Origin of the sequence: Candidatus Foliamicus sp., from assembly GCF_965221325.1 — a bacterium.
Taxonomy (GTDB): Bacteria; Pseudomonadota; Gammaproteobacteria; order Steroidobacterales; family Foliamicaceae; genus Foliamicus.
Genome location: NZ_OZ244880.1, coordinates 180,177 through 192,817, shown reverse-complemented (window position 1 = coordinate 192,817; position 12,641 = coordinate 180,177). Strand labels below are relative to the sequence as shown.

Below are 12,641 nucleotides of genomic sequence, written 5' to 3'. Positions count from 1 at the left end.
AAGGCGCGCGCAGTAGCGGGCGAGTGGCTCGGCTGACGCAGCTGCGGGTTCGCAACTACCGAGCCGTGAAGGCGCTGGAGTTGGTGCCGGACGAGCGAGGAAACCTCGTCAGCGGGCACAATGGCGCCGGCAAGACCAGTCTGCTTGAAAGCATTTTTCTGCTTTCGCGTGGCCGAGGTTTCCGCGGCGGTGATGTGCGCCAACTGATTCGCCATGGCCAGGAAGCGGCCCGCGTTTCCGGAACTGTAGCCGGCGAGGGCGGCGTGCACGAGTTGACGGTGACCATTGAAGGGCGGGCGGTTCTCTCAAGCCTGGATGGGGAAACAGGCGCGCGGCGCGCGGCGCTGGCTCGCGCGCTGCCGGTGCTGAACCTGGATGCGCGGGTCATGGACCTGGTTGATAGGGGTCCGGAGCGGCGCCGGCAGTTGCTGAACTGGGTGACGTTTCACGTGGAACCCTCGTTTCATGCAGCATGGCGGAGGTTCCGGCGCAGTCTCCGCCAGCGCAATGCGGGTCTCCGCGCCGCGGCCGGCGTCGTGACGGCATGGGATAAGCAATTCTGTGCAGAGGCGGAAGCCATGGAAGGCCAGCGGCGGGCGATTGCAGAACGCCTTCGGCCGCGTTTTCGCCGTATTGCGGAACAGTTGCTGGGGCTGCGTGTCGATTGGAACTATTTGCGGGGATGGCCGCGCGACCGAACCTTGCGCGAAGCTTTGCGGGAGTCCCTGGATGGCGATAGAAAGCTAGGCATGACCCGGCTGGGGCCCCAGCGCGCCGACATTGCGCTGCGCCTGGAGTCCGAGCGGGCGAGGTATGTCGCCTCCAGGGGGCAGCAAAAGCTGCTGGCCGCGGCCATGATTCTGGCCGCTGCGGAATTGCTGGTCGAAGCTGGCGTCGCCAAGCCGGTTGTACTAGCCGACGAGCCGCTGGTGGAACTGGATGCGGAGCACGCCAACCGGCTGCTGCAGGCGATGACGGGCGTCCAGGCGCAATTGTTCATAACTGCAGTGGAAACGGCGCCGTTCACGCACGATTTCAAGCGCTCGGAGTTTCGCCTTGATGCAGGTGCGCTGGTATAATTCGGAAGTGCCTGAAGGGGGGTGTCCAGGATATCGCGCGGGCTAGCCTGAGGGCTGCACCAACCCCCGCCGTCTCCCCACATTCGGCGGATTGAATAGAGGATTCTTGCGTGGCGGCGAAATGCGTTTTGCTCTTGGCTTGCGCTGTCCGGTTCCCGGGCGGAATTTCTGCTGCGGGCGCGTACACGAATACGCATGCAGACACTGGCGGGGGCCGTTGAAGTGACGATGGATAACGCACAGACCGAAGCTTCGAAGGCCTACGGCGCGGAGCAGATCGAGGTTCTGGAGGACCGGGAGTCCGTGCGCAAGCTGCCCGGCATGTACATCGGCGATACGGACGACGGCACCGGGCTCCATCACCTGATCTACGAGGTGGTGGACAATTCCGTGGACGAGGCGCTGGCGGGCTATTGCGATCGAATCCAGGTACGCCTGCTGGCCGATGGCGGGGCGCAAATCAGCGACAACGGGCGCGGCATTCCGGTGGACATACACGCCAAGACCGGACGTTCGGCCGCAGAACTGATCATGACCACCCTGCATGCCGGCGGCAAGTTTGATGAAAGCGCTTACAAGGTGTCTGGCGGCTTGCACGGAGTGGGCGTTTCCGTCGTCAACTTCCTGTCCGCGGAGCTCGAACTGCTTGTGCATCGCGGCGGCCGGCGCTACAGGCAACGCTACAGCACGGGCATTCCGGAGAGCGCCTTGGCGGAAGTCGGCGCCAGCGACCGTAGCGGGACGGAGATTCGATTCCGGCCTGACCCCAAGATTTTCGCCGCCAACCTGGCCTTCGATGCGGCTGTGCTCACGGCCAGGCTGCGGGAACTGGCGTTTCTGAACAGCGGCATAACGATCGAGCTTGCCGATGAGCGAGAAGGAGGCGATAGTGCTGTCTTTCACGCGGAAGGAGGAATCCGCGAGTTCGTTCAGTGGCTGAATGAATCGCGCGAGCCCCTGCACTCGCAAGTGTTCCACGTGAAACGCGAGCAGGCAGTGGAATCCGCGCGAAAGGACGATACGGAAGGAAACGGAGAAGGCAAGGACTTGTCCGTGGAGCTCGAAATCGAGGCCTCCATGCAATGGAATGCGGGATACCACGAGCACAGCACTTTTTTCACCAACAACATTCCTCAGACCCACGGTGGCACGCATCAGGAAGGTTTTCGCACAGCCCTGACGCGCACCCTGAACAACTATCTCGAGCAGCACGGCGGCAGCCGCGCCAAGAACCTGAGCTTGCGCGGCGAGGATGTGCGCGAAGGGCTTACCGCCGTGGTGTCGGTGAAGATGCGCGACCCGAAGTTTTCCTCGCAAACCAAGGAGCGGCTCGTTTCTTCGGAAGCCAAGACGGCGGTGGAGCGGACCGTGGCCGAGGCGCTGCGCGAATTCCTGCTGGAAAACCCGAAACAGGCCCGAGCGATCATCGACAAGATCGTGGACGCGGCCACTGCCCGCGAGGCGGCGCGCAAGGCGCGCGATATTGCGCGCCGCAAGAGCGATGTCGGCGGCCTTCCAGGCAAGCTGGCCGATTGCCAGGAGAAGGACCCGCGAAAGCGGGAAATATTCCTGGTAGAGGGCGATTCCGCCGGCGGCTCGGCCAAGCAGGCGCGTGATCGACGCACGCAGGCCGTGCTGCCCTTGCGCGGCAAGATTTTGAACGTCGAAAAGGCCCGCATCGACAAGATGCTGTCTTCGGACGAAGTAGCAACGCTGATAGCCGCCCTGGGCTGCGGCGTGGGGCGCGAAGAAGACAGCTTCGACGCAGAAAAGCTGCGTTACGAGCGCGTAATCATCATGACGGACGCCGATGTGGACGGCTCGCATATCCGCACGCTGCTGCTGACATTCTTCTTCCGCTATATGCCGGCGCTGATTGAGCAGGGGCACGTTTACATCGCCCAGCCGCCTCTTTACAAGGTCACGCGCGGGCGCAAGGAGGAATATCTCAAGGACGATCAGGAATTGCGCGATTGGACGCTGGGAGCGGCGTTGAAAGAGGCCAGCGTCGGCGTGAATGGCGGGGCTGTGGAAATTGCCGGCGACGACTTGCGTAGCCTGGCCGAACGCGTGCTCAAGGCGCGGCGTTCCCTAGAGGGACTGCGGGGAAGAGCGCAGGAAAGCGTGTTGGCCTGTCTTCTTGAGCTGGCGCCGGTGGATTTGGCGCGCCAGGACGACCCGGGCTACATGGCGGAATGGGGCGCCGGGCTCCAGGCCTGCCTTGGCAAGCTGGACCCCGAGGTTAAGTGGGATGTTTCCGTGCAAAGCAACGGCGGGTCCCCCACCGCTTTCTCGGTGGTCCGCACCGAAAATGCCGTGGGAGAGGAAAGCGCGCTGCCGTTCGCCCTTTTTACGACGCCGGAATACCACTCGGTGCGCGCGCTGGCACAGGAATTAAGCGCGTTGATGGGCGAAGGAGCCCAGGCACGCCGCGGTTCCGCGAGCCATGACGCTGCGCTGTTCGGCCCGGCGCTTGATTGGCTCATGGAGCAAGGACGCCGTGGCGTTACTCTGCAGCGCTACAAGGGCTTGGGCGAAATGAACGCCGCGCAGCTCTGGGAAACGACGGTGAATCCCGACACGCGCCGCCTGATGCGCGTGGAACTTGTGAGCGAATACGAAACCAGCGCCACCAGCAAGCTGTTCGCCACGCTCATGGGCGAGAAGGTCGAGCCCCGCCGGGCGTTCATCGAAGACAACGCCTTGAACGTAGTCAACCTCGACATATAACGCAAAAAGGATTCGCAACACGGGCTGCACACTTCAGCGGTTTACGCACTCAGTGCCTCGTCCTAAAGGCGTGGAAACCGCTAGTCATCTTTCCACCGGTAACGGACTTTTAGGCCGTTTAAGTGACTCCAAGGAAGGAGGCCCTGGTGCTGGAGCATCCCGACGACGATCCCAGGTGCGATTCCCAATTCCTCGGCGAACGCACATACTGCCCTCCTGCTACGAAAGTTGCTCGTTACAAACCTCTTCCACTGGCTCCGTGGGACCAGCATCTTGGCCGCCCAGTCGTCCGCTTCGATTTCGATTTTCGAATTTCCCTGTTTCATGTCATCGACAAATACGTTCTTCTTGCTGTGCAGAAGAATGTGTGCTGCCTCATGATAGAAGCTGAACCACAGGTGATCATCAGTATTGTGGCGAGCACTCAACTGGATTAGCGCCTTTCTGGGAGTCAACCATTTGGCTGCGCCGCTGAGCGCTGTCTTGGGCAATGGCTTTATCAGAGCAAGGGCAACGCCGGACCGATTGCAGAGTTGCCGAACGTGGGACACAGATTCTTCGATTGGTGCACGGGTGCAGTGGCGGATTTCCCGCAGCGCGCGCTTGAATTCGGTCTCGTTATATTCGCTACACTCCTGCTCGTCCGCCTGGATCTCTCCAAGGCGGAGCCATGTCGCCAATGCAACTTCATCGCTTTTGAAGCTGGGCGAGTGGCGATATGCTGCGTTCTCCTTGCCATATCTCAACTGCCAAGCCTTGATCGAGCCGACACGAAAGAAGGTCAGGAGCTTTGAGAGGGCGTCCGACTCGGAACGTGGCGCAAGGATTGCGCCACGTTTGACGAGTTCCTTAATTGGAAATGCACCCGCCCATTCGACAGATCGGGCGATTTGCGAGGTTTCCTTCTCTCTCGCCCGATGGAGTTGGTAGTCCGTCTCAAGGCCAAGCCAGACGCTTGCATCCACGCCCAGTACCTTTTCGAACTGAAGCGCTGTCGACGGCTCAAGCGGGGCTTTCCCGGCGATGATCTCACTGATGAGCTTGGCAGAGCGGCCACAGCGCCGAGCGAACTCGGCATGCGAGATGCTCTCCGCGCCCAACCGCTCCTGAAGGATTCGCCCTGGCGGCACGGTGTAGTCCGGCCGAAACTGATTGGTAACTGTCGCCATAATTTTCCCCTTCATCAGTGATAGTCGACTACCTCTACGATGATGATCGCTGTCACCTGTTCAACATCAATTCCACCGTCTTCCTTGCGGGCGACGGGGTCATGAGCTGCTTCGAAAACGAGACGGTACGGGTGGACAAGATCGACGGCGAACTGCTCGTATCGTCTGCCCCGCAGTTGGTGCCGCCGCTCCGGCCGTGTTGTGGGCACGAGTGCCAACGTAGGGGCGGCATTCAAGACGGCAAGACGATTCATGATCGTGTCGGCCATCCGAACCCCGTACGCTCTCCTGAGTGCCTTGGCTGAATTGAATGTCTTCGCAAGCTTTTTTTTGCGGAAACTGATGTTCAATAACCCTCTCGTTTTCGTTACGCATTACGTATATGTTTACATCATAAAGATCAAAAAGCAATCGAACGCGGAGGCTCCAGACGGGCATGGACTGAATTGCTGCGGGCATGGCTGAGGTTTGGCTTGTGAGTATGCGCTAGTCACGCCATCTGTCGCCCGGAGGTCCCGAAAATGGTGCGCTATCCGGGGTAACGGCCTCTCATTTTCGCACGCCCTCTTGCACCGTTGCGCTTAAGTCAATAAGAGAAGCCATCATGTGCTTATATGCGCGTATATTCTCTTATCGTTCTTGTTTCTTCTTCAATCCAATCTTTGGCGCTGCGGGTGATCTGGCGCGCGCTGACGCCCTGGGTATCGAGCGGCGGCCCGATCGCTATGCGGATGGTTCCAGGCGTTTTCCTGGCGCTGCGCCGGGGCCAATGATCCCCTGCGTTGTGCGCCACCGGCACCGCGGGGCAGCGCGCGGCGGAGGCGATCATGGCGCCGCCGGGTGCGTAATGTCCGGTTTCGCCCGGAGCTACGCGGGTGCCCTCCGGAAAAACCATTACCCAAAGGCCCTGGTCAATGCGCGCCTTGCAGGCGCGCACTACCTGCCGGATAGCGCGCGCGCCCTGTGAGCGGTCCACGCCCACGCAGCCCACCGCCGCCAGCGCCCAACCGAAAACAGGCACGAATAACAACTCGCGCTTCAGAAGCCAGACCTGCCGCGGAAACAGCACGGCCTGAACGATGATGTCGAATGCCGAGGAATGTTTCATCAGCACTACGCTGGGTGTGGCCGGCAGGTGACTGGCGCCTCGAACCTTCCAGTGCACGCCGCAGATCACGCGCAACAGCCACAGGTTGGCCAGGGCCCAGCAGCGCACCGCGAAGAAATAGCGCGCCCGGTGCGGCAGCGGCCAGAGCGCGATGGCCCAAAGACTGCCGGCGAAGGTGTTGACCACCAGCAGGGCGGAAAAAAGCCAGCCCCTGAGTCGGGCCATCAACGGGTCTCCAGCAACCAGTCCGTGAAGGTCGCCAGATTGTCGAAGACCCGCGTTCCGGCGGCATCCTCGAGCTGCCGCTCGGTGGCGCGGCCGAAGCCCGTGCGCACCAGCGCCGGCCGCGCGCCGGCGGCCTTGGCGGCCTGCAGGTCGCGCAGGGAATCACCCACCATGTACTCGCCCGCCACCGCCAGCATCAGTTTCCTTTCGATCTGAGCGAGCAGCCCGGGCGCCGGCTTGCGGCACCCGCAGCCGTCGGTTGGCGCATGCGGACAAAAGAAAATCCCGGCCAACTCGCCACCGGCTGCGCGAATCTCCTGGCACATGCGGTCGTGAATCGCCTGGAGGGCCGCCAGGGTCATCAGCCCCCGGCCCACGCCTGACTGATTGGTGGCCACAGCTATCGCCAGTCCTGCCTGGTGAAGACGGGCTATTGCCTCAAGGCTGCCCGGCAGTGGCCGCCACTGCTCCACGCTGCGGATGTAGTCTTCCCGCTCCTCGTTGATCACGCCGTCGCGGTCGAGAATGACCAGCCGCCGTTTCAACCGGGCCCACTCCGCAGCGCTGCAAACATGACGGCCAGGGCTATCTGCGGCCGGGCAGGAGCGAGAGGTCGGCTACCTGCAATAGCGTGTTGCGGATTCCTGCCAGCAGCGCAAGCCGATTGCGACGTAGATCAGGCTCCTCGCTCATTACCAGCACATGGTCGAAGAAGCCGGAAAGCGGCTCGCCGAGAGTACAGAGCGAATCCAGAGCGCCTGCGTAGTCTCTCGCTTTCAACTGTCCGCGGAATTGCGGCAGCAGGTGCAGGAAAGCGGAGTGCAACGCCGACTCCTCCGCGTCGCGCAACAGACCCGCTTCCACATCGCCGGCGTCGGTGTCCGCCGAGCGCAGGATGTTGGCGATACGCTTGTTCGCGGCGGCCAGGTCGTCCGCCGCATCGCGCCCCAGAAATCCGTGCAGGGCTTTGAGACGGCGGTGGAAATCAAGCGGGCAGGACGGATTGCGGGCTCGCACCGCGGCAAACCGTTCCGCAGTGACGACCATATCGGAGGCTTCGGGGTGCAGGCCCTCCAGGTACCAGGCTTTCAGCCGGTCCAGCATGAAGGCATGCACCTGCTCTGCGGCTTCGCGCTCGTCGGGGATTTCCAGCGGCTGCCGAGACATGGCCTGCTCCAGAATGTGCGGAAGATCCAGGCTTACGGAGCCCTCGATGCAAATACGCAGCACGCCCAGCGCCGCGCGCCGCTGGCCAAAGGGGTCGCTGGCGCCCTTCGGCCGCTTGCCGGTGGCGAAAAGCCCCGCAAGGCTGTCCAGGCGGTCGGCCAGCGCTACTGCTCGGCCCGCGGCGCTGGCCGGAATAGGGTCGCCGGCCAAGCGCGGCGAATAGTGCTCACCGATGGCAACGCAGACTGTTTCGTCTTCGCCTTCCTTTCTGGCGTAGTGTTCGCCCATGGTGCCCTGAAGGCCGGGGAATTCGCCGACCATCCCGGTCAGCAGGTCGGTCTTGCATAGCAGTGCGGCGCGGCGCGCTGCCGCCGTTTCTGCGCCGGTCGCCGGCGCCAGGTCCTCCGCCAGCGCTGCCAGACGTCCGGCTCGGTCGCCCAGAGACCCCAGGCGGTCCTGGTAGCGCACCGCATCCAGGCCGGGAAGGCGGCTGGCCAGAGTCTCCCCGCAGTCGCGTCGATAGAAGAAGTCCGCGTCGTTGAGCCGGGCTCGCACCACGCGCTCCGCTCCCGCGGCGATTGACTCCGGCTGCCGGCTTTCAAGGTTGCTGATCAGCACGAATCCCGCCAGCAAGCCCCCGGACGCTCCCCGCACCGGGAAAAATCGCAGGTGTTCTTGCAGGGTCGCGATGATGGCCGCGTCAGGCAACTCCAGAAAACGCCTCTCGATGCTGCCGCGCAGAGCCACCGGCCATTCCACCAAGCCGGTAATCTCATCCTCCAGGGCGGGATTGCTGACCAGCTTGCCCCCCAAGCCCGCGGCCTGCTTACGGGCCAGGTCGAGCATGGTGGCGCGCCGGGCGGCAAAATCGGCCATTACCTTGCCTTCCTGGCGCAACGCCGCGGCATAGTCTTGCGCCGCCTTCAGGCTTACCCGCTTCTTGCCCATAAACCGATGGCCCTGGCTCACGCGCCCGCTGCGACGGCCAAGAATTCTCGCCGGCACCACTGTCTTGCCGCGCAGCATCACCACCCAATGCACCGGGCGTATGAATTCCACCTCGCCCTCGCCCCAGCGCATGGCTCGCGCTATCGGCAGGCGCTTGAGCGCGTCGGTCACAATTTCCGGCAGCAGCGCGGCGGCTGGGCGGCCGGCGCGGGTCTCGCGGAAAGCCAGCCACGCGCCCTTCTCGGTGCGCAGGGTGTCCAAGTCCTGCGGGCGGCACCCGCAGGAGCGGGCAAAGGCTTCGGCAGCGCGGCTCCATTGACCCTGCGCATCGCGGGCAGCCGTCAGCGGCGGCCCGCGCCTTTCCACGACTTGAGCCGGCTGCCGCGCCGCCAGTTTGCGCGCCAACAGGGCAAGGCGGCGCGGCGCGGCAAAGGATTCCACACTCTCGTACGCCAGCCCGGCCTGTTCCAGGCCCTCAGCAAAAGCCTCGCGAAAGCTGCGTTCCAAAGCCGGCAGGCTTTTCGGCGGCAGCTCCTCCACGCCGATCTCGACCAGGAAATCGGAAACCCTCATCCGTGCATCAGAGCCCGTTAGCGCTATGCGCCGCCGTCTTGTTTCGCAGCAGCGGGAAATCCATCGCCTCGCGCGCCGCCACGTAGTTTCGGGCAACCGCGCTTGCCATGTCGCGCACTCGCAGAATATAGCGTTGCCGCTCGCTGGTAGAAATGGCGCGTCTGGCGTCAAGCAGGTTGAAGGTGTGCGAGGCCTCCAGCACCTGTTCGTAGGCGGGCAATGGCAGCTCGGCGCTGTTCAGCCGCTCGCACTGCCGCTCACAGTCGTCGAAGCGCTTGAAGAGCAAATCGGCGTCGGCAAATTGGAAGTTGAATTTCGACATTTCCACTTCGTTTTGGTGATATACCTCGCGGTAGCTCACCGGCCGGCCCCTTTGCGTCCACAACAGGTCGAAGACACTGTCCACGCCCTGCAAGTACATGGCGAGCCGCTCCAGCCCGTAGGTGATCTCGCCGGTTACCGGTCGGCAGTCCAACCCGCCCACCTGCTGGAAATACGTGAACTGCGTAATCTCCATGCCGTTCAACCACACTTCCCAACCCAGGCCCCAGGCCCCAAGCGACGGCGACTCCCAGTTGTCTTCCACAAATCGCACATCCTCGCTGTGCACATCGATTCCTATATGGCGAAGGGAGTCCAGGTACCAGTCCTGAAACTTTTCGGGCGAAGGCTTCATGATCACCTGAAACTGGTAGTAGTGCTGAAGCCGGAAGGGATTGTTGCCGTAACGGCCGTCGGTGGGCCGCCGGCTGGGCTGCACATAGGCACTGCTCCAGGGCTCGGGGCCCAGCGCGCGCAGAAAGGTGGCGGGATGAAATGTGCCTGCCCCCACGGGCTGATCCAGTGGCTGGACGATAGCGCAGCCGTGACGCGCCCAGAACGTTTCCAGGCGAAAGATCAGAGTCTGGAAGTCGGCGGGCCGCCGGCGCTCCCTGGACACGGTTTGGGGCGCTCCGCTCCGAGTTTCAGTCGGTGCGGCCGAACACGGCCACGCTTACCACGCAGCGGGCCGGCTCGCCCCCCAGGTTGTGCGTAAGGCCCAAGGCCGGCGATGGTAGCTGCCGAGCCTCTGCCCGGCCCAGCAACTGCAGATAAACCTCGTAGGCCATGCGCAGGCCGGACGCTCCGATAGGATGCCCGAAACACTTCAGCCCACCGTCGATCTGACAGGGGGTTGTGCCTTCGCGGTCGAAAGCGCCATCGAGAACCGCCCGCCAGCCCTGGCCCTCGTCGGCGAAGCCCAAGTCTTCCATCGTGACCAGTTCGGTGATCGAGAAACAGTCGTGTACTTCAATGAAGTCGATCTCGTCGCGGGCGCTGCGGATGCCCGCCTCGGCCAAGGCCCGCTGCCCGGCCAGCCGGCCGCAGTGGATGTAACTGCCGTCCCAGGCTTGGTGGCCGGCCTCCGAGCCATTGCTGACTGCAAGCTGCAAAGCCTTGACGGTAACGAACTCGGTCTTGCCCATATCTCGGGCGATTTCGGGCCGTGTGACGATAGCGCAGGCGGCGCCGTCGCTCACGCCGCAGCAATCGAACAGCCCCAGCGGTTCGGCCACCATGGGTGCGCCGAGGATCGTGTCGATGTCCACGGCTTTGCGCAGATGCGCCTTGGGGTTTATCGCTCCGTTGCGATGGCTCTTCCAGGACACGTGGGCCATGGCGCGCTTGAGGTCTTTGCCGGGCACACGGTGCTGGGCCTGGTAAGCCGAGGCAAGCTGAGCGAAGGAGCCGGGCGAGCTGGTGTTGGGCCGCCATTGTTCGGTAAAGGCGCCTGGCGTGCCCACCGGCAGGCCGCCATAGCCCGTGTCCTTTAGTTTCTCGACGCCCAGCGCCAACGCAACATCGCAGGCGCCGGCGGCGACCGCGTAGACGGCGCCCCGCAGCGCTTCGGTGCCGGTTGCGCACATGTTCTCGACGCGCGTCACCGGGATGTTCTTGAGGCGCAGCGCGTTGGCCAGCGGCAGGGCCGACTTGCCCACGCTGGCCTCATCGAAGTAACAGCCGAACCAGGCGGCGTCGAGATCATCGGCGCCCAAGCCCGCGTCTTCGGAGGCTTCGCGAAACGCTTCCAACATCAAGTCTTCGGCGTCGCAGTCCCAGCGCTCGCCGAATTGCGAGCAGCCCATGCCCACGATCGCCACTTTGTCGCAAATGCCCGTCATCCGTCTGCCTCCTCGGCGCTGGCCGGGGCGCCCTTCCAGAAATACCGCCGGTAGCCCCGCTGCGAGTCTATCGCGTGAATGCGAAAGACGAAGCGCAATTTCAGCCCGACTCGCATCCGCTCCAGAGGGCACTCGGTAAATTCCATTAGCACCCGCGCACCTTCCCCGATGGCGGCAAGGCCGTATTGCAGCGGCGGATGCGGCGTGTAGGCCAGCCAGTCCTGGGTGAAGGAAGACACTTCGCCCGGCTCGTCCGCCAGCAGCACCGCTTCCTGCTCCCCCTCGGCGTTGCATTGCGGATTTACGCATCTCCTGCTGCTCGGGAACTGCACGGTGTTGCAGCGCGGGCAGCGCCCGCCCACGAAACCCGTAAGTTCGCTGCGGTGGCGGTCGAAGCTGCTGAGCTGCGTCTTGACGTCAGCCTCGGCGCGCATGCCGAAGTCCATGGGCAGCAGTCCGCTGAAGCTCAGGTACTTGGTATAGGCGCTTTCCGGGCGAGGAGGTGACAGCGCTGCCCGCTGCGCGTTGCGCTGTTGCCATGCGGGGAGCTCCTCCGTGGCTCGAAGCAGCAGCGCGGCACCGCCCTGCCCGAAACCCACCACCAGGATGAGTTCCCCGGGCGCGGCCTGCGCCAACGCATCGATGGTCAGCAACAAGGGATGTGGCGCGCCCGTGTCGCCCACATCGCCCAGCCGCCCGTCCTGCACCGCTTCGGCGGGAAGGCCCAGGCCCTTGGCGAACGCCGCGGTCATGCGCGGCGGTGCGGCAGGAAGCACCGCCCGCGCCAATTGGCCGGGGGCCACGCGGCTCTGTTTGAGCACACCCCGAACCAGCGCCGGGAGCACCGAACGGTAGCCGCGGTCGCGGACCCAGCGTTCTTCCCAGCGATAATCGAACGCCTCGCCACTGCCTCGAAACTGGTCCACGAAATCGCGCGAAAGGCGGAACTCGCCGAGCACTTCGGCAATGAGATTCTCGTTCCCCAGCAGCATGGCGGCCGCCCCATGACCGTACTGCAGTTCCTGCACGCTGGCCGGCTTAGCGCGCCGCGCGTCAGCCGCCACCACCAGTGTTTGCCGGCTTCCACCGGCCGCTTCGCACAAAGCCTGCAGGCCCGCATTGCGAGAGTTGCCGAGGTCGAGCGCCGCAAGTTTCTCGGACAGATTCAAGGCTTCGCCGGCCACGGTGGCGCTCTGTCGCTCGGCGAAGGGCGGCGTGGTGGACGCGAAATACAGGCGCCGAACATTCTCCCTGGCTCGCCCGCTCATGCAACGCCGCGCCGCTTCCACGCCCATGGTTATGCTGTCCTCGTCCCAGTTGCACATGCTGCGCGTGCCGCGCGCCAAAGCTTGGAGCGCCGGATTGGCCCAGGCATTGGCGGCGAAAATGGCCTCGCGCTGCAGGCGCAGGCAAGGCACATAGGCGGCCGCGTCCACTATGCCGAGCTTGGTCCCCATCTCTCGCCGGTCCGCGCTGCGTC

10 protein-coding genes are annotated in these 12,641 nt (G+C 63.8%); 2 read left to right on the top strand and 8 right to left on the bottom strand.

Annotated features, from left to right (window positions below; all coding sequences use genetic code 11):
• Positions 1-23: 23 nt before the first annotated feature.
• Together recF and gyrB are read left to right on the top strand one after the other, a co-directional pair.
• Positions 24-1,079, top strand: coding sequence for a DNA replication/repair protein RecF (recF, locus tag ACWCOO_RS00915; protein ID WP_446831102.1), 1,056 nt, complete (start codon positions 24-26; stop codon positions 1,077-1,079).
• 195 nt (positions 1,080-1,274) lie between these two features.
• Positions 1,275-3,809 carry a DNA topoisomerase (ATP-hydrolyzing) subunit B gene (gene gyrB / locus ACWCOO_RS00910; protein WP_446831101.1) on the top strand — a complete coding sequence of 845 codons (2,535 nt, stop codon included), beginning with the start codon at positions 1,275-1,277 and terminating at the stop codon, positions 3,807-3,809.
• An 80-nt stretch (positions 3,810-3,889) separates the two neighbouring features.
• Here the strand turns inward: gyrB and ACWCOO_RS00905 are convergent, their stop codons facing one another.
• The 8 genes from ACWCOO_RS00905 to ACWCOO_RS00870 all read right to left on the bottom strand — a co-directional run bounded on the left by ACWCOO_RS00905 (position 3,890) and on the right by ACWCOO_RS00870 (position 12,618).
• Entirely contained in the window at positions 3,890-4,993 is a 1,104-nt protein-coding gene (locus ACWCOO_RS00905) for an ImmA/IrrE family metallo-endopeptidase (RefSeq protein WP_446831100.1), read from the bottom strand.
• The gene (locus tag ACWCOO_RS00900) at positions 4,993-5,328 is read right to left on the bottom strand and encodes a type II toxin-antitoxin system RelE/ParE family toxin (RefSeq protein ID WP_446831099.1); all 336 of its coding nucleotides are present in this window, start codon (positions 5,326-5,328) and stop codon (positions 4,993-4,995) included. Before ACWCOO_RS00900 ends, ACWCOO_RS00905 begins: the two co-directional genes overlap by 1 nt.
• A gap of 260 nt (positions 5,329-5,588) precedes the next feature.
• Entirely contained in the window at positions 5,589-6,311 is a 723-nt protein-coding gene (locus tag ACWCOO_RS00895; protein WP_446831098.1) for a lysophospholipid acyltransferase family protein, read from the bottom strand.
• A complete protein-coding gene (gmhB, locus tag ACWCOO_RS00890) occupies positions 6,311-6,856 on the bottom strand; it encodes a D-glycero-beta-D-manno-heptose 1,7-bisphosphate 7-phosphatase (RefSeq protein WP_446831097.1) in 546 nt (181 codons plus the stop codon). Before gmhB ends, ACWCOO_RS00895 begins: the two co-directional genes overlap by 1 nt.
• Before the next feature lie 40 nt (positions 6,857-6,896).
• Positions 6,897-8,999, bottom strand: coding sequence for a glycine--tRNA ligase subunit beta (glyS, locus tag ACWCOO_RS00885; RefSeq protein ID WP_446831096.1), 2,103 nt, complete (start codon positions 8,997-8,999; stop codon positions 6,897-6,899).
• Positions 9,000-9,006: 7 nt separating this feature from the next.
• A complete protein-coding gene (glyQ, locus tag ACWCOO_RS00880) occupies positions 9,007-9,939 on the bottom strand; it encodes a glycine--tRNA ligase subunit alpha (RefSeq protein WP_446831095.1) in 933 nt (310 codons plus the stop codon).
• 25 nt (positions 9,940-9,964) lie between these two features.
• Positions 9,965-11,161 (bottom strand): acetyl-CoA acetyltransferase, encoded by a 1,197-nt coding sequence (locus ACWCOO_RS00875; RefSeq protein WP_446831094.1) that lies wholly within the window; start codon positions 11,159-11,161, stop codon positions 9,965-9,967.
• Complete coding sequence (locus tag ACWCOO_RS00870; protein WP_446831093.1) at positions 11,158-12,618, bottom strand: hypothetical protein; 1,461 nt, start codon at positions 12,616-12,618, stop codon at positions 11,158-11,160. The genes ACWCOO_RS00875 and ACWCOO_RS00870 overlap by 4 nt, the downstream gene beginning before the upstream one ends.
• Positions 12,619-12,641: the final 23 nt, after the last annotated feature.